This window comes from Nitratireductor sp. L15S-10 (assembly GCF_045011005.1).
Classification (GTDB): Bacteria; Pseudomonadota; Alphaproteobacteria; order Rhizobiales; family Rhizobiaceae; genus Nitratireductor.
In genome coordinates this window covers 3276477-3303141 of sequence record NZ_CP120674.1, presented here as the reverse complement: position 1 = coordinate 3303141, position 26665 = coordinate 3276477, and the positions used below count along the sequence as shown (strand labels likewise).

The 26665-nt window shown below is 56.2% G+C and carries 23 protein-coding genes and 1 tRNA gene; 9 read left to right on the top strand and 15 right to left on the bottom strand.

The features are described from left to right. Positions 1–67 precede the first annotated feature (67 nt). From P2W41_RS15845 to P2W41_RS15825, 5 genes are all read right to left on the bottom strand, one after another. Entirely contained in the window at positions 68–454 is a 387-nt protein-coding gene (locus tag P2W41_RS15845; protein ID WP_404935002.1) for a low molecular weight phosphatase family protein, read from the bottom strand. 97 nt (positions 455–551) lie between these two features. Beyond that, on the bottom strand, positions 552–1037 hold the full coding sequence (locus P2W41_RS15840; RefSeq protein ID WP_292899238.1) for a UPF0262 family protein: 486 nt from the start codon (positions 1035–1037) through the stop codon (positions 552–554). A gap of 1 nt (position 1038) precedes the next feature. Next, positions 1039–1485 (bottom strand): DUF2948 family protein, encoded by a 447-nt coding sequence (locus P2W41_RS15835; RefSeq protein ID WP_292899240.1) that lies wholly within the window; start codon positions 1483–1485, stop codon positions 1039–1041. A gap of 20 nt (positions 1486–1505) precedes the next feature. Then, positions 1506–2795, bottom strand: a complete 1290-nt coding sequence (gene murA / locus P2W41_RS15830; protein ID WP_292899242.1) for a UDP-N-acetylglucosamine 1-carboxyvinyltransferase — start codon at positions 2793–2795, stop codon at positions 1506–1508. 227 nt (positions 2796–3022) lie between these two features. Then, positions 3023–3226: a hypothetical protein gene (locus P2W41_RS15825; protein ID WP_404935001.1), complete on the bottom strand. Its 204-nt coding sequence runs from the start codon at positions 3224–3226 to the stop codon at positions 3023–3025. 242 nt (positions 3227–3468) lie between these two features. Here P2W41_RS15825 and P2W41_RS15820 point away from each other — a divergent pair. Beyond that, a tRNA-Thr gene (locus tag P2W41_RS15820) sits at positions 3469–3543 on the top strand. A 97-nt stretch (positions 3544–3640) separates the two neighbouring features. After that, the gene (locus tag P2W41_RS15815) at positions 3641–4648 is read left to right on the top strand and encodes a site-specific integrase (protein ID WP_404933717.1); all 1008 of its coding nucleotides are present in this window, start codon (positions 3641–3643) and stop codon (positions 4646–4648) included. A 31-nt stretch (positions 4649–4679) separates the two neighbouring features. On the opposite strand, the gene P2W41_RS15810 is transcribed toward P2W41_RS15815, so the two are convergent. Next, positions 4680–5318: a hypothetical protein gene (locus P2W41_RS15810; RefSeq protein WP_404933716.1), complete on the bottom strand. Its 639-nt coding sequence runs from the start codon at positions 5316–5318 to the stop codon at positions 4680–4682. Then, positions 5311–6387: a DUF262 domain-containing protein gene (locus tag P2W41_RS15805; RefSeq protein WP_404933714.1), complete on the bottom strand. Its 1077-nt coding sequence runs from the start codon at positions 6385–6387 to the stop codon at positions 5311–5313. The genes P2W41_RS15810 and P2W41_RS15805 overlap by 8 nt, the downstream gene beginning before the upstream one ends. Before the next feature lie 125 nt (positions 6388–6512). Here P2W41_RS15805 and P2W41_RS15800 point away from each other — a divergent pair, with 125 nt between their 5' ends. The 5 genes from P2W41_RS15800 (at position 6513) to P2W41_RS15780 (ending at position 15675) form a co-directional block, all read left to right on the top strand. Further along, positions 6513–8162 (top strand): hypothetical protein, encoded by a 1650-nt coding sequence (locus tag P2W41_RS15800; protein ID WP_404933713.1) that lies wholly within the window; start codon positions 6513–6515, stop codon positions 8160–8162. Between the two features lie 1698 nt (positions 8163–9860). Further along, on the top strand, positions 9861–13040 hold the full coding sequence (locus tag P2W41_RS15795; protein ID WP_404933712.1) for a hypothetical protein: 3180 nt from the start codon (positions 9861–9863) through the stop codon (positions 13038–13040). Between the two features lie 90 nt (positions 13041–13130). Further along, a complete protein-coding gene (locus P2W41_RS15790) occupies positions 13131–13550 on the top strand; it encodes a PadR family transcriptional regulator (RefSeq protein WP_292899246.1) in 420 nt (139 codons plus the stop codon). A 124-nt stretch (positions 13551–13674) separates the two neighbouring features. Beyond that, on the top strand, positions 13675–14442 hold the full coding sequence (gene arsH / locus P2W41_RS15785) for an arsenical resistance protein ArsH (RefSeq protein ID WP_404933711.1): 768 nt from the start codon (positions 13675–13677) through the stop codon (positions 14440–14442). A 306-nt stretch (positions 14443–14748) separates the two neighbouring features. Continuing rightward, complete coding sequence (locus tag P2W41_RS15780) at positions 14749–15675, top strand: alpha/beta fold hydrolase (RefSeq protein WP_404933710.1); 927 nt, start codon at positions 14749–14751, stop codon at positions 15673–15675. A 76-nt stretch (positions 15676–15751) separates the two neighbouring features. Here the strand turns inward: P2W41_RS15780 and P2W41_RS15775 are convergent, their stop codons facing one another. From P2W41_RS15775 to P2W41_RS15765, 3 genes are all read right to left on the bottom strand, one after another. Further along, on the bottom strand, positions 15752–16036 hold the full coding sequence (locus P2W41_RS15775) for a PTS sugar transporter subunit IIB (protein WP_292899252.1): 285 nt from the start codon (positions 16034–16036) through the stop codon (positions 15752–15754). Positions 16037–16161: 125 nt separating this feature from the next. Beyond that, positions 16162–16623: a PTS sugar transporter subunit IIA gene (locus tag P2W41_RS15770; RefSeq protein ID WP_404933709.1), complete on the bottom strand. Its 462-nt coding sequence runs from the start codon at positions 16621–16623 to the stop codon at positions 16162–16164. 12 nt (positions 16624–16635) lie between these two features. Further along, a complete protein-coding gene (locus P2W41_RS15765; RefSeq protein WP_404933708.1) occupies positions 16636–18045 on the bottom strand; it encodes a PTS galactitol transporter subunit IIC in 1410 nt (469 codons plus the stop codon). A 471-nt stretch (positions 18046–18516) separates the two neighbouring features. On the opposite strand from P2W41_RS15765, the gene P2W41_RS15760 reads away from it, so the two are divergent. Next, the gene (locus P2W41_RS15760) at positions 18517–18726 is read left to right on the top strand and encodes a hypothetical protein (RefSeq protein WP_404933707.1); all 210 of its coding nucleotides are present in this window, start codon (positions 18517–18519) and stop codon (positions 18724–18726) included. A 202-nt stretch (positions 18727–18928) separates the two neighbouring features. Here the strand turns inward: P2W41_RS15760 and P2W41_RS15755 are convergent, their stop codons facing one another. Beyond that, complete coding sequence (locus tag P2W41_RS15755; RefSeq protein WP_404933706.1) at positions 18929–19948, bottom strand: hypothetical protein; 1020 nt, start codon at positions 19946–19948, stop codon at positions 18929–18931. Positions 19949–20738: 790 nt separating this feature from the next. On the opposite strand from P2W41_RS15755, the gene P2W41_RS15750 reads away from it, so the two are divergent. Beyond that, positions 20739–22094: an integrase arm-type DNA-binding domain-containing protein gene (locus tag P2W41_RS15750; RefSeq protein ID WP_404933705.1), complete on the top strand. Its 1356-nt coding sequence runs from the start codon at positions 20739–20741 to the stop codon at positions 22092–22094. A gap of 172 nt (positions 22095–22266) precedes the next feature. On the opposite strand, the gene P2W41_RS15745 is transcribed toward P2W41_RS15750, so the two are convergent. From P2W41_RS15745 to P2W41_RS15730, 4 genes are all read right to left on the bottom strand, one after another. Further along, positions 22267–22509: a hypothetical protein gene (locus P2W41_RS15745; protein WP_404933704.1), complete on the bottom strand. Its 243-nt coding sequence runs from the start codon at positions 22507–22509 to the stop codon at positions 22267–22269. A gap of 34 nt (positions 22510–22543) precedes the next feature. After that, positions 22544–23194, bottom strand: a complete 651-nt coding sequence (locus P2W41_RS15740) for a hypothetical protein (RefSeq protein ID WP_404933703.1) — start codon at positions 23192–23194, stop codon at positions 22544–22546. Between the two features lie 82 nt (positions 23195–23276). Next, a complete protein-coding gene (locus P2W41_RS15735) occupies positions 23277–23753 on the bottom strand; it encodes a hypothetical protein (RefSeq protein WP_404933702.1) in 477 nt (158 codons plus the stop codon). A 244-nt stretch (positions 23754–23997) separates the two neighbouring features. After that, positions 23998–26028, bottom strand: a complete 2031-nt coding sequence (locus P2W41_RS15730; protein WP_404933701.1) for a DEAD/DEAH box helicase family protein — start codon at positions 26026–26028, stop codon at positions 23998–24000. Positions 26029–26665 lie beyond the last annotated feature (637 nt).

Here is a 26665-nt window from a genome sequence, read left to right as displayed (position 1 = left end):
TAGCTCATTCATCACTCTTTGTGAACAAGCCAAACCCCGGCAAACGCCAATTTGTGTCGGTTTTGTTTCATGTTTCAAAGCGCTGCGCAATGGATGCGGCCAACCGGTCGCGCACATCCCGGTATGCGGCGATGATCTGATCGCGCGTACCGCTGACAACGGTGGGGTCCATTGTCGGCCAGTATTCGACATCCGCCGCGATCGTGCGGGTCATATCGAGCGCGCGGTGATGGGCCTCCGGCGACAGGGTGATGATCAGGTCGAAATTGGTGTCGGCCAGCTCCTCGATGGATTGCGGCTGGCGCTCGCCGAGTGAAATCCCTTGTTCATCCAGAACCGCATCGACAAAGGGATCGCGCTCGCCGGCGCGCAGGCCCGCCGAGGCCAGAAACACGCTGCCCGGCAGCAAATGACGCGCCAGAGCTTCTGCCATGGGCGACCGGATCGCGTTCATACCGCACAAGAACAGCACCGACTGCGGCGCACGCGGTTTGTCTGCGGCGCCGGGGTTCACGGTCGCGCTCCCATGGATGCGGCCCCGATGCCACGTGTCAGCCCCGCCAATGCAGCACGCAAACCAGTGTGAAAAGCCGCCGAGCTGTATCGAAGTCCACCTCGATCTTGTCTTTCAGGCGGTCCATCAGCGTTTGCGATCCCTCGTTGTGCAGACCGCGTCGTCCCATATCAATCGCCTCGATCTGACTGGGTGTCGCGCTGCGGATGGCATCGTAATAGCTTTCGCAGATCAGAAAATAGTCTTTGACGATGCGGCGAAACGGAGTGAGCGAGAGAATGTGTGTGACCACCGCTTCGTCATTCTCCCGCGAAATGGCGAAAACGAGTCTGGCCTCAACGAGCGACAATTTCAGCTTGTAAGGTCCCTGGCCGGTGTCGCCGACCGGCTTGAAACTGTTTTCCTCGACGAGGTCGAAAATGGCCACTGCACGTTCATGCTCGATATCCGGTGTGCCGCGGCCAACGGACTCATCGAGTTCGACATCGATCAAACGTGCCGTATCGGAGTCCTGACAAGCCATGTCAGACGTCGTGTCTTGGTCGGCTTGGCGTCTCCCACGCCGCGCCGAGGTCGGTCAGTCGTGCTTCAATGCATTCGACATCGAGCCGCAATGCGGCATCGCCGGAAAAGATCAGCTCGACGACGCCGGCCGGAGCCTGCCCGGATGGGATGAAGTTAAGCGCCAGAAGAGACAGAACGTCGGCGGAGCGGCCGCGGTCGATACCTGCCGCGCGCACATGCAGCACCCTGTCAAAGTGGACAATGCAGCGACGGCGTTCATGCGGCGTCTTGCGCAGGAAGCTGCGCTTGGTTTCATTTTCCCACACAAACCGGTTGCAGGCGACGGCAAACCGCCGGTTCGAGGGCTCGAAAGCCAGATCGCCGACCTTGATGACGGCATCCTGCAAATGTGCGGACAGGATACCCAGGTCGACATCGTCGAGCGCTACGAGCTTGAGAAAATCCATGACCATTGCGCCCGTCAGGTTCAGCTTGAGATACGCTCGACCGCAGCACCGCAGGCGGAGAGTTTCTCTTCCAGCCGTTCGAAACCCCGATCCAGATGATAAACCCGGTTTACTTCCGTCTGTCCCTCTGCGGCAAGGGCGGCAATCACGAGAGAGACGGATGCGCGCAGATCGGTTGCCATAACCGGGGCGCCGCGCAGTTGCGAAACGCCGTCAACGACCGCGGTCTGGCCGGAAAGAGAGATCTTCGCGCCGAGGCGCGCCAGTTCCTGCACATGCATGAACCGGTTTTCGAAAATGGTTTCGGTGATGTGCGAGCGCCCGTTGGCCATTGTCATGAGCCCCATGAACTGCGCCTGCAGATCGGTGGGGAAACCGGGGAAGGGCTGGGTTGTGATGTCAACCGGGTTGATGCCGCCGCCATTGCGCCGCACGCGGATGCCGGTGTTGGTGCGGGTGATCTCGGCACCTGTCTGCTCCAGAGTTCCCAGTGCTGATTCCAGAAGATCTGCCTGCGCGCCTTCCAGCATCACGTCGCCGCCGGTCATCGCCACGGCCATCGCATAGGTACCGGTCTCGATCCGATCGGGAATGACCCGGTGGCGCGCACCCGAAAGGCTCGACACGCCATCGATCCTGATCGTGTCCGTCCCGGCGCCTGAAATTTTTGCACCCATGGCATTGAGGCAGTCGGCCAGGTTGACGATTTCGGGTTCGCGCGCCGCGTTTTCCAGAACGGTCTCACCCTTTGCGAGCGCGGCAGCCATCATCAGGACATGCGTGGCGCCAACCGAAACCTTTGGGAACACGTAGCGACTGCCGATGAGACCGTTCCTGGCCTTCGCATGCACATAGCCCTGCTCGATCTCGATCTCGGCACCCAGCGCGCGCAGGCCGTCGATGAAGAGATCGACGGGACGTGTGCCGATGGCGCAGCCGCCGGGCAGCGAAACACGCGCCTCGCCCATGCGCGCCAGAAGCGGGCCGATGACCCAGAAGCTCGCGCGCATTTTCGAGACGAGTTCATAGGGCGCGACAGTGTCAACAATGCTGCGCGCGGTGAAATGAATGGTGCGCGAATAACCCTTCTGCTGGTTTTCGCGGCGGCCATTCACCGAATAGTCGACACCGTGATTTCCGAGAATGCGGATCAGGCTCTCCACATCCGCCAGATGCGGTACATTGTCGAGCGTCAGCGTGTCATCGGTCAGCAGCGACGCGATCATGAGCGGCAGGGCGGCGTTCTTGGCGCCCGATATGGGCAGCGTGCCGTTAAGCGCGTTGCCGCCGGTTATGCGTATGCGATCCATCCGTTCTCACTTTCCGGGCGCATTTCCCGATGTCGTCCGTGTTTTTCGGAGTGTCCCCGACTTGCCAGAATGCGCCGATTGCCTTGCGGTATCGTAAAGGCCGCTTCTGATGCGGCGGGCGCTGGATGCGATACCGCGAAGCAGTTGTTGCAAGATGTATTCGTTTCAAATGGTCCTAAAACATGGCCGCGCGCGGCGCAAGGCGGTGATTGCAGGATGCGGGTAGGCTATTTGTCGGTATCTGTTGCATCCGGACCCAGCCCGTCGGGACTCTGGTCGGCTTCTCCCTGACGACGCGAACGCGCCTGTGCCTTTCGGCGGGCGAGATTGGCGCGCAACTGGGCGGCAAGGCGCTTCTTGCGCTCCTCGTCAGCTTTTCCACCGGGGGATGAAGCATCTGGCTTTCTGGCTTTGCTCAAGTGAAACTCCATGGAGAACCGGGCTGCAATCCTACCCCACCGTCCGGGCGCTGCAAGCAGCGCATCGGCTGACGCCGTGACGATTTTCACAGCCATGTATCAAACTGAGCAAATGAATGCGAATGTGAGCTTGCGCAATGCCGATCATTGTGGCAGAAGTCCGCCGCATCACAAGGGTGGGCAGCGATCCTGCCCGTGCGTGATCGGGACGCCCGCGGATCGCCCGCTCTTCAAGCGTCCTTCGTTTCGGCGCTGCTGCCGTAGCTCAGGGGTAGAGCACTCCCTTGGTAAGGGAGAGGTCGAGAGTTCAAATCTCTCCGGCAGCACCAGTTAAGCTCTTGATTTATATATTCTTTTTTCTTCCTCGGTCTTAGGCTATCTGAAACGATTCCGCTGCTGTCACACTTTGGTCACAGCGAGGTCGGCATGGCGACGGTACGGAAGAGAAACGAAAAATGGCAGGTGCAGGTTAGGCGGGTTGGGCAACAGGCGGTCAGCAAGACATTTCAGAAGCGCTCGGATGCATTGCAGTGGGCACGCGAACAAGAGGTCCTGGCAGACAAGGGGGCATTGAGTGTCGACACCTCTATTCTACGCAGGTGCACATTCGGCGATTTGGTTGATCGCTACCTGTCCGAAATAACGCCTCAGAAGAAGTCGGCCAAAGCAGAAACCTACGTCCTGAGAGCGTTGCGAAAACACAAGGTTTGCCGTTTAAGCCTGCGAGAACTGGACCCCTCCCATTTCGCGAAGTACAGAGATGAACGAATAAAGACACTCAGCCCAACGGGATTGAAGAGAGAGTTTGTCGTTCTGAAGCACGTGCTCTCAATAGCGCAAAGGGAATGGGGAATTCCGCTAAGGCAAAATCCCATCGCAAATGTCCGCCTTGATGTAGCAGACCGTCGCCGGGATCGACGGTTAGGTGCAGGGGAATTGGACAGGCTTCTAGAAGCGTTCAAATTTACTCGAAACCGTCACCTCCTACCCATTGCGCTATTTGCCCTTGAGACGGCAATGAGGAGGGGGGAGATACTGTCTATGATATGGAGTGATATTGACCTTGTACGCGCGCTGGTGACGGTCCCTGTGGCAAAGAACGGGTATTCCCGAACAATTCCGCTCACCGTAGAGGCGCTTGGCATTTTGAAAAGCCAAAAACGCGTAGGTGACAGGGTTTTCCCGACCACTTCAAATGCTGTTCGACTGGCATGGGAGAAGCTGGTCAAGCGGGCCGGAATTGATGATCTTCATTTTCACGATTTAAGGCACGAGGCCATCAGTAGGTTCTTCGAAAGGGGATTGACTGTTCCGGAGGTGGCATCGATTAGCGGACATCGCGACATAAGGATGCTTCTTCGCTATGCCCATGCATCCTCGGATGTTGTTCAATTGAAACTTGCGGGAGATGGGAGTAATTTTTCTCAAAATTAATGAGGTAAATTTGATATTATAATAAAAATATTTACTGAATTGCAAATTCAGCTGCAATTTCTATTTCTTCAATCCATGATTTCCATAGAAAATTGTTATTACTTGGGTCTATCCATTTAATCATGTCTGATGGATGTTCAAATTTATTTTCTGAATATCTAACTTTTGCTTTTTTTACTGATATTAAGCTATCTTTCGATAAGTGAGCCGATGCATTTCTGCAAAGTTGAAGGTCTGTAATCCTGTTGCATAAAGATATTGCATTTAATATTGATTGAAGATTACTGCATTTCAGTCCGTTGGCGACAATATTTATTTTAGAAATATCCCCCCATGTGTGCTCTAGGTGACTACCAGAAAGGGGTTTTACTTTCTTTGGGTTTCTGCTATGGGAGAACTCCTTGGCAAGGTACGCTATTTCAAGCATTGTAAGGCTTGAGTAGGGTGATTGTGTAATTTGTCCATTCTTTGTGGTCGCGCCTTGCGTTGAACAGATAAGTAAATCTCGACAAAATGCGCACCAAGTCTGCCAAATCGCAGATACAAACCCTTCTTGCAGACTGAATCTATCTACACGACGTTGAAAGAATGGCGTGTGTATTTGACGGTCGAAGCCGCTATCCAGTGCACGAACTCGTCGCTGTAGCTTGAGAAACTTTGCTTCAAGCAAGATTGGCATCTACGTGATCCGGAACTACAGCTCCTAAAATTCGAAGGATCGCTGCAACTCGAGCAGTTCTCCGCGACTTCCTGTCGGTCGTGCTCATGCATCCCCAGACATATAGAGCATGCTTTCCTTCTAGTTCTTTTGCTTCATGTGCCTGTGCTAACTCTAAGAGGCTCTCTCTGGCTTGGGCTGGGTCTGCAGCAAATTTTCCAGTGCGCGGGGTGTTCCATTCCTGTTCAATGCTCGGGATTCCATAGCGGCTGTGGATGAGCGCTGTAACTAGCGAGTGGAGGGCGTAAGGCTTCATCATAAATGTTTTTCTTAGGGGTTCGAAGTTATCAACAATGAACTCAAAGGTTTCTGATAGCATCTTGTGATATGACGACTCATTCGGAAATTCATCGTCGTAAGCTCTATAAATAGATCGAAAATCCGTTGGATTAGAGCTTATGATCCCTTTCTCAATTGAGATAATACAGTCTGAAATTAGCGCCGCATCTGACATTCGAACAATTTGCCGGCTCGTGAAGACGCCAAATTCTACAAAAAATTCATTTAATTCATCCGCTAGGTCGTTTATAAACCACTTGAATTTTCCTTGAAATGAAGAGTGGCGCTTTTCTGCTTCGTTCAACGGGAGTGTATAGGCATTCATTCTGCGAAACATTTGAAGTATTTCGCTTCTTTGTGCGCTGCGTATTACGTCAACTGAGACGCTATAAGAAAGAAATTCGCTCTGAACTTCTTCATTCAGGTCATCGAACTTCAACCCCGCGTAACGAGAGTCGGAGCCGAGGGCAAATTCGTTGTCGTAGAAACGCTTTATTGTGTTTATTCTCTGTTGTCCGTCAACAATCTCCTTTTTGGCTATGCGTTCGGTTCGATCTATGGTCTCGTACATGTAGATCTTCGGGAACGGAAATTTCTCGATAATTGTATCAATAAAATAGCTGCTTGGACCTTGGGGCCATATGCCAGAGCCTCTTTGGTATTCTGTATTAACTATTAGCTCCCTTCTCTCAAGCATATTTAGTAACTCAATAATGCTGTAGTTGTTGCTGTTGATTTGCACTTTTTCATCTCGCTAATTCGAGGGCGTGGTAAATGGCTTTCTTCATCTTAGAGAGTTGAAACGCCAACTCAAGTTCGCTGAAATGTAGTCTGATTTTTATCAACCAGTTATGTGGGGTGGTCTGCATGCCGTATCACCAACCAGATGTATTAGACTTTCAGCATGCCCGGTGGCTGAAGAGGGAGGTCTCCTTCAGTGGTCATGGCGGAGTTCATCAGTATTGTCGGAATCTGGCTCAAGAGGTTCTTCGGGCTGAAGGCAGGAAGGGACGAAGAGACTTTCTTGAAAACATCGAAAGGGCTTTTGGGGTCATCCTTGCAGACCTCTATCAAACACACCACAGGGACCCCAGTAAACTCATCATGGTATCGCTGGCGAATGGTGCTTACCAGCAAAGTCCCTACAACCCGAACAGACTTGGAATAAGAGCGGTCAGAAGTGTCATCAACTTCATGAAAGATGCTGAGCCTCCCTATGTGGAGAGCTATGGGGGGAACAGGGATCATCAAAGAGAGAGAGGGTACCCAACACGTATCAGGGCAACTAGGCGATTGATTGATGAACTGGATGAAGTGATCCTTATCGGTGAAGGGGGAGAAGAGAATCCCGGAGGGGAGATACACCGACCCATTACTAGGAACACTTTAGAGGGAAACCACAATCACCCCGACTTTCTCGGTATTTTCAGAAAAGAACCCCTCCCTTTAATCCGACTGAAATCCCCTAGAGATGGGGATAACGGAAGCCCTCGCTTTCTACCGTTCGCCCAGACACCCGAGACTCAGCGAATGACGGGGAATCTCAACAGGATTAACAGCTTCATAGATGAGCATTGGATTGATCTGATCCTTTCGAATGAAGAGTTTTCTCGGCTTTCGTCGTTCCGTGACGAAGAAGTGGATGAGTTTGGGGAGCGGGCTGAGGTGCGCCAAGACCTCGATCTGCTGCTTTCAAGGGAGCTCTATAGGGTATTCAACAACGGTGATTTCGATCAGGGAGGGCGTTTCTACGGAGGGTGGTGGCAGGGTATCCCAAGACAGTACCGGCGTTTTATAACAATCAATGGATATCCTACGGCAGAGCTTGACTATTCGAATATGCAAATTGCCATGCTGTATGCGCAGGTTGGAGAGGCTTTGAATGATGATGCCTACTCACTGGAAGGGTTTCCAGCGTCTCATAGAAGGCTCTTGAAGACTACTTTACTCAAGATGATTAATGCGGATGGTGTTATCCCTCCTCCTCGTATCAATGAGCGCCCTGACGGCTGGGAATGGAACCAGATTCAGGAAGCTTTACGCGAAAAGCATCAGCCTATCGCCAGGTATTTCAATTCAGGTATCGGAGTTCGACTTCAGCGAATTGATTCCGACATAGCCGAAAGAGTCGTGCTCGCGATGAGGGAGAGGGGGGCTCTTGCTCTTCCGATTCATGACAGCTTTATCGTTTGGGAGGGGCGTCAGGACCAGCTTCGTACAGCTATGGCCGATGCGTACAGGGAGTGTGTAGGGGGCGATGTCGGGGTTGATGCTGACGGTCGTCTGTTCCCAAATCTTCCACATAACATCGACGAGGCAAGACGCTTGGGTTTCGATGCTTTTGAGGAATATGCCCGTGAGCTAGAAAACGTAGCCGATGTGGATCGCGCTGACCATATGGCGAGATTTGAAGAGCGTAGGGAGTTCGAAGCTTATAGGGGGCGCAGAAGGGCCTTTGTAGAGCAGAAAGTTGCGCGGCATGGTCAAGAGTGGCTCCGAAATAGGCACTTTTTGTAGAAACGCAGCGATGTATAAAATCCAAATAAAGAGCCGTAGAGTGGCTTCAGTTATTTGATGGTAGATTTATCATTTGGGTGCAGAAACGCCTCTCAGTGACTCTCTATGGCGGAAATAGAGTGCATTTATAAGTATTTTTAATAATAATGAAGTTAACAGAAGTATTTTAGAGGAAAATACGAGAGGACTGAATACGAAGGTATGCCCCACCCCGCTGTCACTCGCCCCACCCTCACTTATGGGATGCGATTGGTAGATTCAAAAGTGTGTGCTTTCTCAGGAGGTAGGGAAGCGGGGTGGCGCTGACATTGTCACAGTGTTCACTTTTACGTTGTCAGAAGCCACAGCGAACAAGTCAGTCACAATCTGGTCACAGCTACAGGCGGGAAATGGTGTGTCAGGGTTGTCTTGCGTAGCTCTCATAAAGATCGTAGACTGCGCTAAGCAGCTGAATTTATTCAGTCTTTATGATCGAGCTGAAGGCGAGGGTAGGGGTAGAGCACTCCCTTGGTAAGGGAGAGGTCGAGAGTTCAAATCTCTCCGGCAGCACCAGTCCTCCATCATCCACTAACGGGCTCCTGTATGTTGCCGGTTGCTTCGGGGGCGATTGTCGCCGTTGTCGTGCTTCAGTCCGTAACGTTTACCCGTTGAAACACCAGAGAATATTGCCAAGACCGCTGTTCTCATCAGGATAAGCCCCGTTCGGTCGGCATTCGATCATGAGCGGCGGTGCCCGCAGGCGGCGCCTTCTGTTCGGCGAAGCGACTGGCAATCGACTATTCGCTACAGGAGCGCGAGATGAAGATTGTGCCGTGGGTGCCCAGGGCGGGGAGCGGGCAGCTCAAAAGCGCCGGCCGAAAACGGTCGGCAAAAAATTGGATCAAATCTTCGGGAGCCAGAACCCTGGGTCGCTGGCCTCTTATGCTGGCGACAAATCTGCTTAGTTTACGCGGTGCTTCGAGATTGCTCGGCGTCGCGATGATTACCACCGTGAACGTCGCCCCGGCTGAAGCACAGGTACAGCGTAGCTTTCTCAATTTGGGATTCGAGTCTCCCCAGCTTAGCTGCTCTTACGCCCACGTCCCCAGCAATTTCGTTTCAGGTTGGTCGACAACCCATTCCCGCATGGCCGGAAATTGCGGTTTCGGGACTGGTCCTCTGATCGAAATTTGGCGTAGCGGACACTCGGGCGTGCCCTCACGATCTGGAAGGCAGCATGCCGAACTCAACGCCCGTCAGAATTCTCGTATCTATCAGACGGTATGCCTTCTCCAAGGAGATCAGATCGACTGGAGATTCAGCCATCGCGGACTTTCGGGCTCGGATGCCATGGAGTTCAAGATTGGAACTGGCAATCGGGTTGTTCGGGCGACAACAGACAACGCCGGAGGTGGAGGCCATAGCCTTTGCGGCAATACTGGGGCGATCACCGGTGCAAGCTGCACCTCCAGAAAGGTAAACACTTGGAGAGATTATTCGGGTACTTTCACGTGGATGGGAGCGACTAGCCTTCAGCAGTTCGGGTTCGCATCGGTTTCCACATCAGATGGCAATCCTGATACCGGTAATGAAATTGATGAGATTCAGCTGCGCATCCGGCCTTTCGTTGAGTTTGCTCAGGATGCGACTGGCCATGCCGAAAGTGGCACGGCGACAAATCTCCCACGGATAAAAGTCAGCGGATATCTGAACGCGCCAATGACGGTAACGGTCAATGTGACCGGGGGCACAGCAGTCATGGGCGATGATTTCACGACACCGGGCGGTGCCTCCAGTTTTCCTGTCTCCATTCCCGCCGGCACCTATACGGGCCGACAATTTGATCTAGGTGTAAGTGTCATTGAAGACGCTTTGACAGAGGATGACGAGACAATCGAATTCGAGCTCGCCGAGCACTCTGATTACATCTTAACCAGCACACAGACCTGCGGTGGTGAGCCTATTGCGAAAAGTACGCATACAATCCAGGAGGAGAAACTTGAGGTCACCAATGTTGCCACGCTCAACGACCTCAATGGAAATGGTGTGCCTGATCCCGGCGAGACGGTCTCCTATGCCTTCGCTGTCACCAATACCGGTTCGGTTGATCTGACCGGAGTAACAGTGGCTGCGCCACTTCCGGGGGTACCGGTATCCGGTGGGCCCATTAATCTTGCTGCAGGTGCCGAGGATAGCTCGACTTTCACGGCGGACTACACGCTGACCCAGGCGGACCTGGATGCTGGAATCTTGGAAAATCAGGCGAAGGTATCGGCAACGGTTCCGACCACGGGGCTTGCCGTCGAGGACCTCTCCGACGACCCGGCAAACGCAGCGAACGTGGACCTGGAAGACGACGGTGACCCGGATGATATAACCATTCTCGAGCTTATTGCCGCCGGGGAACACACCCTGGAGAAAAGTGCGGTCCTGATCGATACCAATGGCAATGGTCGTCCCGATCTCGGAGAGACGCTCGAATATACTTTCGCTGTTAAAAATACTGGCAATGTCACTCTTTCCAACATTGAGGTCACGGATGAAAAAGCCGAGGTCTCGGGCAGCCCGATCACGACGCTGGCCCCGGGGCTGACGGATTCGAGCGTGAAAGGGACTTACACGGTCACGCAGGCGGACATCGACGCAGGGCAGGTGGACAACAGCGCCCACTCGGAAGGGTCGGACCCCCGCGGCGATCCGGTAAATGCGACGTCCTCCCCGCCGGGTGGCAGTCCGGGCGACAAGACGGTGACACCGCTCGAGCAGACCAGTGATATGGATCTTGTAAAGAATGCCGAGCATCAGGATGCCGACAATGATGGTGTGATCGATATTGGCGAGACGATCCTCTACACGTTCGCGGTCAAGAACACGGGCAATGTCACGCTGACCGACGTGACTGTCGAGGATGATAAGGTTGAGGTTGAGGGCGGTCCGCTGCCAAGCCTTGAACCGGATGCGGAAGATACGACGACCTTCACGGGCTCCTATGTCGTGACCCAGGAAGATGCTGACGCCGGTACGATAGAGAACGTTGCAAAGGGCAAGGCAAAGAACCCGAAGGGCGAAGAGGTGATCGTCGACTCACAGCCCCCTGGCGGGGAGCCGGGTGGCGCCACCGAGCTCGAAATTCCGAGCAATCCCGGGATGAGCTTCTCGAAATCAGCGTCGTTCGACCTTGCCGACGATACGAATGGCAATGGTTTTCCCGACGCGGGTGAACTGGTTCGGTATGTGTTCAACATCGAAAATACGGGCAATGTGACAATCTCGAACATCGTCGTCGATGACCCGCTGGCGAACACGAGCGGCGGACCGATAACAGCTCTCGGCTCGGGCCAAAGCGATAGCGAGACGATTTCAGGAACGCATGTGCTTACTCAGGACGAAGTCGACGCCGGTGAGACCACGAACCAGGCAATCGCACGCGGTGAGACGCCCAAGGGTCTGCCCGTGACTGATATTTCTGACGATCCAGAGAATATGGAGGACCACGACGCAGACGGCGACGATGATCCAGACGATCCCACAGTGCTTCAATTGCCGCAGAAACTGTCGCTAGCAGCGGAGAAAACCGGCACATTTCGCGGGACGCGAGGCGGGTTGGCGCAGCCTGGTGATACAATTCACTATGAGCTAACAGTAACGAATGACGGCAATGTCACTGCATCTGATGTAGAACCGCACGACCCAGGCCCGAAGTTCAATGGCAAGCAGGGAACTGGTTCGCTTTCAGCTTTCACACCTGCCACTGCCGCGATCCTGCCGGGCGAAAGCAAGACGTTTGCCGCGATTTACACGTTGACGTCCGAAGACATTGCCAATGCTCAGGATGTTGAGGATGGGGTTCAGAATTCGGCAAAAGCGACAGGCTTCGGTCCGAAGGGGGATGAAACGACGTCGCAGGAGGCTACCGCAGTTCTCAATCTTCCGGGCTATCTCATCAGCAAGACGGCCGATTCACCAGAGGTCCAGCGCGGTGGCCGCGTCCGCTATGTGATCCGCGCTCAGGGAATAGGATTCGATGCACCCAGCGTGGTCAACATTGTGGACGAGATACCCATCGCATTTGCGTATATTTCTGGCTCGGCCATGCTCGGAGACGCCGCGTTGACTCCCAAGATCGACGGTCGGCAGCTCACCTTCGAGAGCATTACGCTGAATCCGGATGAAGAGGTTGAGATTGCGATGGATCTCCGCGTGACTGCAGCGGCGAAACCCGACACCTATGTCAACCGGGCCTGGGTACAGGATGCTGACGGGCAGAGGGTCTCGCGTGTCGCAACAGCCGAGGTCGAGATCGTGCCGGATCCGCTTTTCGATTGCGGTGACCTGCTCGGAAAAATCTTTGATGACAAGAACCGCAATGGTTACCAGGACAGGGGCGAGCCCGGTCTGCCAGGTGTCCGGGTCGCAACCGTCAAGGGGCTCCTTGTCACATCGGACGATGAAGGCCGTTTCCACGTTGCATGTGCGGACCTTCCCGATCAGCGCATCGGAACCAACTATATCCTGAAGCTCGATCCGCGATCACTTCCCTCCGGATATCGTATCACGACGGAGAATCCCCGAACCGTGCGCCTTTCTGCCGGCAAGGCGTCTGAGTTTCTCTTTGGAGCTTCCATCAGCCGGGTCGTACGACTTGAGCTTACGGAGGATGCGTTTGAACCTGGAGAGAAAGAGCTGAAACCGGAGTGGCGCATGCGTGTCGATCAGTTGATCAACCTGCTCGACAAAGAGCCGTCCGTACTACGGCTGTCTTATGCCGGCGAAACGGATCGCCTGGCCAAGCGGCGATTGGCTGCCGTACGCGGTCTTATCTCTGCGGAGTGGCGCAATATCGGCTCACGCTACAGGCTCGAGATCGAGACACGCCTGCTGTCGCCACGGAAGGAATGACTGCGTGAACGAGGAAGGACGAATTGATCCTGTACCGTAGTTCACCAGCACAGGCTTGACGCATCGAGCATCGAGGTATAATTGTTACTCATGGCTCACGCTTCAGGATCAATTCGTCCGGTTTCTCGACCGACGCCCGATTTCACCGACCCGGCTTACTGGCAGGGCACAATCAAGATGTCGCTCTCCAAGTTCTTCGTTCTGAGCGTTTTGCATCACAGGCCCATGCATGGATATGAGGTCGTCCAGGCCGTCGAGAAAACGACCAATGGCTGTTGCAGCCCCACGGAGGGCACGGTCTATCCCATGCTCAACGAGTTTGAGGCCGGGGGGTATCTCTCCGCCAGACGCGAGATCGTGCAGGGCAGGGAACGGAAGATCTACACCTTGACCAACAAGGGACGCGAGGCGTTCCAGATCGCTGTTGCGGCATGGCTCGAAGCCACTGACTGCATTCTCGCCGGCAAGGCATCAGCCGAGGCCCTAAAACGCTCACAAAAAACACCGTGAATCCCATGCGGTTCATTTTGCCTCTATACATCGTCCATCAAGGTATCGAGGATCGATGCCTTGATGGAGGTGGTAAAGACATTGCCTCCCTCCCTCTCAACCCTTTGTCGAAAGAACGCAGATAATGAGACTACGCACGCTTCCCGCCCCCGATTCACTACCTGCACTTGATCGTGACTATGCATTTGAGAGACCGGCAAACGGGTTATCGGTAGGGCAGCAGGAACCGCCCCGCATCCTGCTGTTATATGGATCCTTGCGCAATCGCTCCTACTCCCGCCTCGTTGTGGAGGAGGCAGCGCGCCTTGTGCGCTTTTTCGGCGGAGAGCCGCGCATATTCGACTCCTCCGATCTTCCTCTTCCCGATCAGGTGGCCGGCGATGACCACCCGGCGGTGCGCGAGCTGCGCGAGCACGCCATGTGGTCGGAAGGCCAGATCTGGTGCAGCCCTGAAAGGCATGGCCAGATCACTGGCGTCATGAAGACGCAGATCGATCACCTTCCGCTGAAGATGGGTGGGATGCGGCCAACCCAGGGGCGAACACTTGCTGTCATGCAGGTTTCGGGCGGATCGCAATCCTTCAACGCCGTAAACACGCTGCGTTTGCTTGGGCGATGGATGCGCATGTTCACCATCCCCAACCAGTCGAGCGTGGCGAAAGCATTCCAGGAGTTTGACGAAAACGGTCGGATGCTTCCGTCCAGCTATTATGAGCGTATCGTTGATGTGGTTGAGGAGCTCATGCGATTCACAGTTCTTCTGCGCCCGCATGTTGAGCTTTTGACCGATCGCTATTCGGAGCGCAAGCAAAGCGGGCGGACCCCCGTTGATGAAAAACATGATCTGTCGGCTATTGCCGTGGCCCCGCAGATGACAAAGACCGGCACATGACAAATCGGCGCCGGTCGAGGAACCTGTGGTTCCTCACCCTGCCACGGCTTCTCTTCCCGTGATGAAAGCGGGGAGGCCTCGCGTGCCCTTTTCTAGGGCATGTTCCCCGCAATATTCACCGCAACGTTCCAGGCACGGGGAGGGCACCAGCCAACGGCATTGAAGATCACCCGTATCCAGTTTGCTCTGGATATGAAGGGGCGGAAACTGGTACGCCGCGAAGAGCGGTCTTCCCACCCGGTCATCCGGAACCCGTGGATCGGATCGCGTGAATGTTCGAGGCAAGTAGCGAGCGGGTCAGATCGCATGAACCTGTCAAAAGCCCTGCATATGCCCTGCGAGGAGAGATCGGACAGGGCCCGTGGACGGCGTGTCGATGTCGGCGGATACAGTCTGAACAGTCTCCGTCTCGTTGCCGAACGGCCGGACCTCCCGCCGCTCGTTTTCATTCATGGGGCAAGCACTAGTCTGCTTGACCCGCTCTATGCGTTTCGTCCGGTGCTGGAGGGCCGTGCGCATCTCCTGTTTGTTGACCGGCCCGGCCATGGTCTGTCCGATCGCGGACCGGATGCAAACATTCTGCCGGATGCACAGGGGGATGCGATTGCAAGGCTCATGGAACTGCGCGGGTTCGACCGGGCCATAGTTGTCGGCCACTCGTATGGTGGTGCAGTGGCTGCCGCGATGACGCTCGATCACCCGGAAAGGGTTATCGGTACCCTGTTCCTCGCACCTGCTCTCTATCCCTGGCCCGGAGGCGTCGCCTGGTACTATAATCTTGCAGCAACGCGCTTTCTCGGCGCTGCATTCTGCCAGCTTGTCGTTCCCTGGGCAGGACGCCTTGCGATGAAGGCGGCGGCACGCGGCGTCTTCTCTCCCGATCCGATGCCGAACGATTATCTGGAGACAACGCGCGCTGCGGAGGCTCTCGCGCCCGCAGTCTTTCGTCACAATGCGCGCGAGATCAGTGCACTTCTGGCGTGGACGGAACGCACCCATCACCGCTACAGGATGATTGAAGCACCTACAGCCATCATTACCGGGTCGAGGGATGATATTGTCTCACCGGAGCTCCACTCGTGGCGCCTTTCCCGTGAGTTGCTCCAGACAGAGCTCTCCGTCGTTGACGGTCTCGGACACAAACCGGATATTCATGCTACCGAACTGGTGGTTGCGGCCATTGAAAAGCTGGCGGGCAGCGCCCGCGGCCAGCGCGTCGGCAAAGGTCCGTAAGGAGGCTGCCGGGAAAGAAAAGGCCCGCAACCGATCCGGCAGCGGGCCTTGGTGATCCTGTGTGGTGAACCGCGCCCTACTTGCGCAGTTCCGCCTCGATCTTGTCGAGCGCCTCGGCCTTGCCCATGCCGGTCAGAAAGGCGAGCGTCACGATGGACGGCACGCCAAGGTCCGAAGGCAGCTGCGTGGTCGAAACGATCAGATCCACGCCGTTCAGCTCAGAGCGCACTTCCGTGGCCTTGCACTGGCGGGGGTCGATGGTGATGCCGCGTTCCTTCATGGCCTCGGTTACCGCGTTGGCAACCACTGTCGAGGTGGCGATGCCGGTGCCGCAGGCAAAGAGGACGGTCTTCTTGCTCATGGGTCTCTCCCGATCAATTGGGCACCAGAGCGGCCCACCGTTTCATAGAAACGCGCTCCGCTCCAACTGCCCGTTTTCCCGCATTTGTGCGGACGTCAGGTGATTCCACCTGACTGCAAAATGCTCTATTTCAGAACCGCAGCGACATCATCAAGCGACGATGCCTGCATGAGGCCGGAAATCGCTTCCTCGCTCTGGATAGTCGCCATGATTTCCTGCAGCATTTCGATCTGACGGTCCTTGTCGTTGAGCGCCATCAGGAAGACGAGGCCGACTTCCACTGCCTCATCCGGATCTTCCATATTTGCGAAAGTCACCGGTTTCTTGAGCGTGGCAAGCGCGATGCCTGGCTTCACGACATGCTCCGGATCCGTGTGCGGCACCGCAACGTTCACCGCGTGACCGAGCGGAAGTCCGGTCGGCATCGCGGCCTCGCGGGCAAGAACCGCATCAGCGAAACTGTCTTTCACGTAGCCGGCTGCTTTGAGTTTGCCGGCGAGCAGTCGAATGACAGCCTCGCGGCTATCGGTATCGACCCCGAGGACAATCGCCTCGGGATCGATGTGGTTCATAAGGGCTTCAGCCATTCACTAACCTATTCAGCCTTCTTGTGCAGTGGTTTCATCGTCTTCCGCGCCCGCTGCCCGCTCCCAGGCCAGCGTGTTGCGGCGATAGAGCCAGAAGCAGGCCGCGATAATGGCGGCGAGCACAGCCAGCCCTGCAGCGCCCAGGTTCCGGATTGCTGCGATAACCACGTAGGAAATCCACAGGAACCCGTCGACCACCGAGGTGATCTGAACCGCGTTCTCAGGCATTTCGAAGCCCGAATCCACGGCAGCGCTGGTAAACAGAGGTGCGAGCGCGTTGGCCACATAGAAACCGGCGGCGAGCGTCACCGTGCCGACGATCACCATGCGGAACACGTTGCCGCGCAAGAGTGGAGCGGTCATGGCGACGATGAACGGAATGACCGCCAGGTCGGCAAACAGGATCACGCGGTTGCCCGGCAGGACGATCGACAGGATGATGGCGATCGGCACCAGGATGAGCGAAGCGGAAATGGCCGCCGGATGACCGATCAGGATCGCTGAATCGAGACCAACCAGAAGTTCCCGGTCACCGGTGCGCTTGCGTACGAATTCCTGTGCTGCTTCCGAAACCGGCAGCAGGCCTTCCATAAGGATCTTCACCATGCGCGGCAGAAGCAGCATCACGGCTGCGAGCGTCATACCCGTCTGCAGAACCTTGGACAGGACCACGCCGAAATCGCCGGCGTTGTAGTAGGCGACAACGCCCAGCACGAGACCGATGATCAGGCCGAGAACAACAGGCTCACCGAATACGCCGAACCGGCGCTCGATGGTTTCGGTCGAGATGTTCACCTTGTTGATGCCGGGAATGCGCTCGATGATCCAGTTGATCACGATGGCGATCGGCAGGATCTGTGCAGAGGCCAGATGCGGGACCGAAACGCCCGGAATGCCGTAGAACTTCTGAACGGCACGGGCCGACCAATCGGCGAACAGCAGCGAAAGCGCTGCCATCAGGGCTGCAACGACGAGGCCGTAAGCGAGGCTGCCTGTGGCTGCCACGGCAAGCGAACCGATAAAGGCGAAGTGCCAGAAGTTCCAGACGTCGACGTTGAGCGTGCGGGTCATGCGCGTCAGAAGAAGCGCGATGTTGACGGCAATGCCGATCGGAATCACCCACAGCCCCACCGAAGAGCCAAAGGCGATCGCGGCAGCCGAGGGCCAGCCTACATCGACGATGTCGCGCTGAATGCCCGTATTGGTGACTATGGCCTGCGCCACGTCGCCGATGGATCCGAGCATCAGGCCGAGAACCAGATTGATACCGATGAATGCCACGCCGATGGTGACGGCAGCACGGAATGCCTTGCCGATCTTGGCCCCCAGCACTGCGGCAATGACAAAAATGACGATGGGCAACAGAACCGTTGCGCCGAGCGTATCCACGGCCGCTTTAAGGCCGCTCAGGAATGTGTCCATTTTCCTCCCCCTGAATTCCTGTTCAGAACCATTCTCGATCAGAACATTTGTTTCTCAAAATAGACGCAAGTTTATGGCTTGCCGCCACTTGGCTGTCAATCGGCGAATGCATCGGAAAAAAAGCGCAACGAAGCGGAAAAATGCACTTCCTGATTTCCCCATAAGTGCATTTCCGTAGAAACTACAACCATAAGACGAAAGCAAGCGGATGGGGCAAACGATGCTCTCTGATCAAAACACGTTCAAGCCGGTTTCTCATGCTGGCGCAGGCGTACCCCCACCGTAACGCGAAGAACAGGAACACGCTTCACGCACCTTGTGAAGCGACCGCCAAAGCCGGCCCTCCCGCCCCCCGGGTCGGCTTTCTCCCAAAGCCTTGCCTCGCTTCCTGGAAGTGTAGGTGAGGCTTTGGGACCCTCCATGCAATGGCCCGAGTGTTTTGCGTGACGCGCCCAACTCACCGGAATAGCCGTGCCTGCAAAACCGCTGATCGACCACGATACCATTTACCTTCTCCTCGACGAGATGGCCGAGCTCGGATATTCGAGTGCGGAAGTCGACATCATGTTGGTGCGGCAAGGGGCCGTGGATCTGGATCTTCTTCGGGAATGCAAGAGCAGTCATCCGGCTTTCAACGGTGCTACCCGAAAGAAGCTGCGCCTTTTGCGCTTCAGGCGCTAACAGGCAAAGCGTCAGGCATTTCCCGTTTCAGTCAAGATGCCCCACCAGAACCCGTACCTGCCTGTATGACACCGAAACCTTGCCTACGTCTCCGTGGACGCGGATCACTCGGCGAGGGGGTGGACAAAAGAGAATGCGGCCGGGCCTCTAGTGGCACAGCCGCATTCCTTTCGGTTGTGGAGAGGCCCGGCAGCGGAGAGGCTCAATCCTGGGTGCTGTTTGCCGCCACCGTGGCATCGGTCTGATATTTGGCGAGGGCCCCTTCATAGCCGAACAGGGCGGCTGCCACACTCGCTGCGGTCGTTTCCGCCAGCGCTGCCTTTGATGCTGGCCTGAAGGCCTCTTTCACCAGAGAGGAGACCTGGACTTCACGAGAGGCGGAATCGAGCAAATGCCAATAGACCCGTACCTCATCCGCCTCCAGCTGAACGCTGGTCAGCAGTTCGTATACGTCACTTTCCGGCCCATACATCGACCTGACCCCGGAGACCACGCTTTCAAGCTTTTCATGCGGGCGTACGCCGACGGAGCGGATGGCCCTTTCCCTGCCGACATTCAGCCAAATAGCATCGTTGAGCATCTCCGCGAACTGGTTGGCGTCAGCGTTTGCCTGGCTGGTTCTCGCGGTGTCGAGCACGAGCACTGCAGCCGTCCCGCGATCAGCGCGGGTTGGCGTATCCAGCCAGAGCGGCGCTGTCGCTGTCAGCAAGAGGGCGAAGGCCGTAGCCAGTCCCGCTCCCGCTAGCAGCGAATGCGATCTGGAAAAATGACGCGGAGCAAGTGCAGCGAACGGATTCATTGGGCCGCGTTTTTCGAAGATCGGAACGTACGCGCCCAGCGGTATGGATATGTGGATCGGGTCCGACTTGCCGGGGCCGGCATAGTATTCACGCAGAGATTTCCGCAGTTGCCCCGCGGCGATCCTGACAATCGGGTCCACTGTCGCATCGAAACTGGCGTCCCTTCCGAAAACGTCCACCGCAATCGTAAACGCCTTTATTCGGTCTGCCCGTCCCGCGAGCGTTTCCTCCACCACAAAGCGCAGGAAGCGTCTGTTGCGGTCGGATGCCCTGAACTCAGAATTCCGAAGCAGCGCCTCCAGGACTGCTGTCTGCTCTTCTTTGGTTCCACCTTCTTCTGATGATGTGGCCTTCAATTCCTCCTTTCCTTCATGTGTCGTCACCCCGTTCCTGTGTGTTTCAGCCTGGTATTTCTGCAGCATTGTCTCTCGCTTTTCGCAAGTTTGGAGAGCCGTGGGCTCGACTGAAGCGCGATGCGCCCGGCTCTCCTCAATCTGTGTCTTCGTTGTGTACGCAACAGGAGCGCCAGTCGGTCCTTCGGCAAACGGCAGAAATCTCCAGAAACCGGAGATTGCCGTTGGAAAGCGAAGCCAGCCCATCGCAATCGGCGGCCCTTTCCGTAAGGGCCGGTGGCTCTGGCTCGAACAGACAGCACAAGGAACGCAAAACTGATTAGAATTTTCGTGGGCGATACGGTTATCGCCTACGCTTCAAACAAGCATTCTGCTCGGCTTATGAACAAGTAAGCCTCGCGCCGAAGGGATTGCACACGCCACTTTTACGCGAGCGTTCCCGGGGCATTTCAAGTGACGACAAGACAGGCGGATGTCGAGCCATTGCCGCCGCGCGACAAGCAGAACCGTTAACGCATGGCCGCAGAAGCACAACAGCGAGAGGGGAGCGGTTGAAATGAATGGACCTGTAAAGAATGGCGCGCCCGAAAGGATTCGAACCTCTGACCCCCAGATTCGTAGTTAAAACGGTCTTCTTCTGCCGATCCCGCGCTGCCTCTCTAACTTTGTATCAACTAACTGTAAAATAGTCAGATTTCGTACTCGCACGCAGATCATCGTAGTCGGACATTTGGACTTTACAGGAGTCCATCACCGGCTTAAAACCGGCATAGAAATTTTCCTCGTCCCTCCTGACTCTGAATCTGAAAGAGGGCAATCGAAAATTATGCCGGTGTTTAAGCCGGTTCCGGAGCGACCTATGGCCGATATTCGCATCCTGCTGAACGACAAGAACGTGGCCCGGCTGCCTTGGGCGACCAGCGGCCAGTATCGCGCTCGCGACACCGAATTGAAGGGCTTCTACGTCGTCGTCGGCAAGCGTCGGAAGACGTTTGCCGTGCAGGGCGATTTGCGCCAGGACGGCAAGCGGGCAGCTTCCATCACGGTGACGATCGCCGATGCAAAGGAGACGCCGACGCGGGAGGCCCGCGCCACGGCGAAGGAATACCTTGCGAAGATCAGCCGGGGCCAGCATCCGAAGGCCGAGGAGCTTGCCAAAAAGGAGGAGGCCGAGGGGTCGACTGCCGAGCCGGCGCCGATCGTCGGCATCACCTTGCGGGCCGCTTGGGAGCGCTACAGGGACGCGCATATGGTGCGCAAGGGTCGGAGCGAGCGGACGATCGACAGCTATCGCGATCATGTCGAGCGCATCTTCAAGGACTGGCTGGACACGCCGCTGGTCGAACTTGCTGACGATCCGGCCCAGGTTGCCACGAAGCACGACGAGATCACGAAGGAGAGCGGTCCCTATATCGCGAACGGCAGCATGCGGACGCTGCGGGCGATCTACAATCACGCGCGCAAGACGAACCGGGGATTGCCGGCCGACAACCCGGTCAACGCGATCGACTGGAACCAGGAGCAGCGCCGCGACTCGGGAATGGGGCCGTCAGACCTGGCGAGCTGGTTCATGCAGGTCGCGGCGATGGGCAACCCGATCCGGCGCGAGTTTCACTTGATCACCCTCCTTTCGGGATGCCGGCCCGCCGCGCTGATGGAGGTGAAGCCGGAGCATGTCGACCTGCGCCGGCGCGTGCTGCATATCCCGAAGCCGAAGGGTGGGGCCAAGCGCGCGTTCGACATTCCGTTGTCGCGCCAGATGATCCTGAGCCTCGTCCGGGCGATGCGCTTCGGCCGTTTCCTGCATCCGCTGGAAGCGCGCGTGTGGATCTTTCCTGCGGACAGCGCGGCCGGCCATCTGGTCGAGCAGAAGGAAGCCCGCAACGTCCTGTCGAAATGGGGCAACGATCTACGGCAGAGCTACCGCACGCTGGCGACCATGGCGGGCGTGTCGGAGTTCGATGCCCGGCTGCTCATGAATCACGCCATTCCCGGCGTGAATGCCGGCTACATCACCCGGCACAAGCTGCTTGAGGAACATCTTCGCAGCCAGCAGCAGGCGATCAACGACACGATGTTCGCCGCCCTGGGCGCGGCCGTGAAGAACACTGCGGTGATGAAGGCTTGGCTCGCGCCTCGGGCAACGCACGACGTTATCAAGGAGGCACGGATGGCACGGTTGAAGGAGGACGGCCGGACAGCGAAAGCCGCCTGAAAATCAGGTAATGGCTCAGCTTGCATTTCAGCTTCGGGGTGGGAAACGGACTGGCGGGTTTCGGGCGGCTACGTCGAGAAAGCTGACTTTTACCGAGTGAATGAGCTTCGGCGGCAACGCGTCTCCCTTTCGGAAGTTCAGAAAACCTATACCTTCGTCCAAAACCGGACGGTCAAGAGGCGATGAAAGGGCGGGTGCGTCCGTTTGGATTCGCATAATGTACGAACTGGAACTGACCGCTTTGGGGTGGAGGAGCGCGCTCGATCTCGACGGTGCGAGTCATGCCAACGGTGATCCCGGCATCCACAAGCACCTTGCGGACATGCTGATATCGGATGTCGAGGGTCTCAGCGATCTCAGTCCGACGATAACCCGCATTCGCCAATGCGCGTATTTTGCGGACGTTGTTGTGCATCCGAGGACCACCTCCTCGACTGGACGTCGGGTGCTCATGCGGCTTTCGCCACCCGACGATCGAGGGCGAGTGTTCCAATCCATTGCGCCCATGACTTTACGAAATGGAGGAACGCCTCCTCGGTCGTCACCACGACACGATAGGTCTTAGCCTTCGCATGCTCTTCCTCCGTTTCTTCATACCGCGACAGGAAGGCCATGTAGACCATCTGATTTCCGGCGATCTCCCGCCCATCCTTATCGAGATAGATGATGTTCCCGTGCGCGAGAGCATTGCGCAGAACCCGAATCACCTTTTCAGCCTTGCGTTTGTCGATGGTGTTGGCTTCGTCAGAAAGCGGATGCCGCCCATCTTCGTCGTGCCACGCATGCACCTCATCCACGCTGTTCATGATTCGCGACTGACGCCATGCATTTGCCTTCGGAGTGCTTTGCCAGAACGGCGCCTCCAGAAAGCACGCCTTGGTGAGATCCTTCAGGCTTTTCACAAGATCTGCGTCGCGATCTTCCTCGTGCAGAAAATGCGACGGCTTCATCCGTTCGAACGGTATCGTCAGAACTGCGGAAGCAGCCAGCAGCCCAAACGATCCGAGAAGATCGCTGTGACGCGCCGGCCCTTCGAGCAGATCGATCAACTGCAAGGCTCGTTGCGGGTACTCGATAGCGAAGCGATCCGGCACTCCCATAAGATCCTCCAATTATATACATTAAAAGAGGTTGTCATATTTATATAACCCGCTGTCAGCTGGAATGCTGGTGGTGAGGCTTTCAATCGACACCTTGGAAACCGCGTCGCTTGATAGCAGCCAGAACCTTCTCGTTGATGGCGACGCGGGTTTTAAGCTGAGCCGGAGATAGATTGCGCTTGCTCTGGGTATCCTGCGAGAAATTGTATTCCCAATTGTTGAGCAGGCCTCGCTCGTAAAAGAACACGATCGCGTCGGCGTTGAGGCTTTTGTTGATGTCCTTGCGGATACGTTTTATGGCCGTGAATACCAAATCCGAGCGTAGTCCGAGGAAGCGTTTGACGCATTGATTGCCGACTTCCGTGCGCCGGCCGGTCGTCCTGTTCGAGATCTCGCATATCTCGATGATCGGGAAGTGGCCACATAGGCAGGTATCAGGCTCGTCCGCCTCGTGAATGCCTACAAGGCTCCACTCCTTACGCGCTACTTCCCAATCCTGAGCAGTACTAAGCGCCAGAATGCGCTCCTTGAGCTGCTTGAAATTGTACCCGTCCCCCATCGCGCTCCCCCGCTAAAGTGCTTTCAGTTCCTCCAGATCGCTCGCCGTTTTCGCGATGATCTTTTCATAGCATTCTTCACAACACCGCTTGGAATCCGAGAAGCCGGTTCCGAGTTTCGGGATTTCGATACAGGTGGTGCCGGAGGGCAGCGCCTCTTCACACCGGTAGCATTTCCCCAGACGCTTTACATCGACGCGACGAGGCCGACCGTTCGTTCCGCCAATCAAGGAAGGTGTCGGCCCTCTAGGAGTTTTCTTTGTCATAGTCGGACTTCGCTTTCCGTACCCGCCGGGCCAAGGTTTGCAAAATGTCGTCCAAGTTGTCGAGGATCGACTTGAATTCTTCAATCGATGCCTCGCCCCTGTCTTTCGCGAGACGCTTATTGATTTCATGATTGACCATCGTCAGTGCCGATATGAAGTTCGTTCGACCTGAAAGCTTCAGTGACTTGTATTTATACGTCAGCTCGGTCCCATTTACGTTCAACTCCACATGATTGAGAAGCAACGTCGCGAGCCGCTTCGCCTGCTCGTTGATGCGCTTCCTCGCCTCTTCCCACTCGCGCTGCGGCTGAACGAGGAAGGGCGCAGTCGGCGCCTGCTTTCGTAGCGGCGATCTGATCGCGCGCTTGACCATTTCTTCCACTTCGCTGGGGTCCAGCCCTAGTGCGTTGAAACGTTCCCTGATGTCTTCGACGATCTGAGCATCCTCGAGGCTGGTGAAATCTTCCTCCCACAGCGATTCGACGATCTCACCATGCACGACCACGTTTTCGCCGGCGCGCAGGCGCTTCGAACCGCTCAACACGTCGGAAGGCACCTCGGGTTCCTCGCCTCCGATCACCTTGTCCCAGAAGGCCTGGTCATCGTTCTCGAAGTCTTTGAATTCCTTCAGCCGTTGATCGAGATTCATGCCCAGATGTGTAACGATATGACCCATATTATCGGGATGCGTGGGGTCGTTCTGAACCACAACGCGCATCACGCGGCCGACGAACTGGATATACGGGGAAAGCGTTCGGAACGGCCTGAAGATGGCTGCAACGCTGAGCTTTGGATGATCGAAACCCTCGCCGAGCATCTGGACCTGTATGATGCAGTCGAGTGTGCCATTGCGCAGTGCAGCCAGGATATCCGCCTGCTCCTCGGGCGACTGCTTGCTGTGAATGACGTCGGCCGTGAAGCCGCGTTCGCGGTAAAGCGACCGGATTTCCCTCGCGTGGTTGATCGAGCAGGCAACGGCAATAAGCTGATGTTGGGTTCCGCTTTGCCGCAGCTCTTCCAGCTTCTCGAGGCTGCTATCGACGATGTGCTGATTGCAGACCCTTGCCAGCGCGACGCCGCGGCTGAACCAATCCTCTTCCTTCAGCTTCTCGACTTCCGCAAGCGTGTAGGTCTTGCCGCCCTGGTCGGTGAAGCCGAGCTGGATGGTCGATGGCGCGACGTAGCTAGCTTTCAGCCGCTTGATGTAACCCTTCAACGTTGCATTGCGGAACGGGTAGCGAAACACGAGCTGTCCATCCAGCTCTTGCCGATCGCTTCGAAACGGCGTCGCCGTCAGCAGGATCACCTTGGCCTTCGGAAAGCGCTCAATGACGCGCTGCCAGCTCGCCGCAGCGCTATGGTGCGCCTCGTCCACGATAATCATGTCGAAGAAGTCGTCGGGGAACTGTGTCAGCCATTTATCGACGTTGGTCGCAAGCTGCTGCACGTTCGTGATCACGACGTGGGACTTCGTTGCAACCGAGATGTTGCCAGTTTCCAAGGTTGTCGCCAGCGGACCAGAGATCATCTGATCAGCACTCAGAACCGATGCCTTGCGCCAAAAACACTTCTGGCGATTGGTAATGTCCATCGCCTCATACAGTCCGTCGCGGATCGTCAAATTCGGCGCGATGACGATGACGCGCCCCTCCGACAAACCCAAAGGCAGGATAGTCGCGAGGCCGGTCTTCCCACACCCCACGGGGATCTGCAGAATGGCTTTGTTCTTACCCGCTCTGAAGAATTCATAGGTGCGAAGGTAACCCTCGCGCTGCGGGTCGCGGAGATTTTCATTCCCGTCGATCTTGTATTCAAGATCAAGGAAGAACGCTTGTACGGGGCGGCTGGAGCGCACCCAGGCGTCAAGGCCGGCCTTCTCAAAGGTCCACTTCTTCCCCAACTTCCGCGCCGGAATTTTCCCCTCGCGCGCAAGCGCATACAGCGCTGTCTTCCCCATACCAAGATAGGAGGCGGTGTCCTCAAGTGAAAGCCAAGTCGTCTCTTCGGTCATGCCAAAATCCATCATTTGATACCATACGATAGCAAACGATAGATTGAATTGCAAGTTTCTACCATTTACCCGGCTGCGCCGGTGAAACGGCAAAACTACCCCTCAACAAATCATGGCTTTCGCGTCATTACCCGGAACCAGCCGAAAAGGAATGAAGAGCTCATGTTGTCTGGCAGATCAGCTAGGCAACGATAGCATCGGATTTCCGCGATTCAGCGGCGTGACGAAAGTGACTTGTGCGCCGTGAAATGCAGGTCGCGCTCTATCGTCGCTGTCGAGTTCGGACGGTAGCCATGTGGCGGCACCTCAGGGCGTGCAGAGTTTGACGATTGGCTCGAAGTCGAGTTAGGCGTCGGTACCGCGGACGCGCTGCTGCCGACGATCATTCGCCAGTAGCTTGTCCCGCAGTTCTTTGGTCAAGAGACCGCAAGCTCGAATGGGTCACCTAATTGACCGCGCGGCCACGCACAACACATCGCTCATGATATCGGCAACTCTTTCGCTTGAGTTGTCGTCCTCGAAGCCGAATGGTTGCGTCTGAAAGCGGCACGACAAGGCTAGCTCTTCCGCGTTGGCGCCGTCGCACTGTTCGCAGATCAGGTTGTCTGATTTCGCTCGGGTGTCCACCACGAGCAGA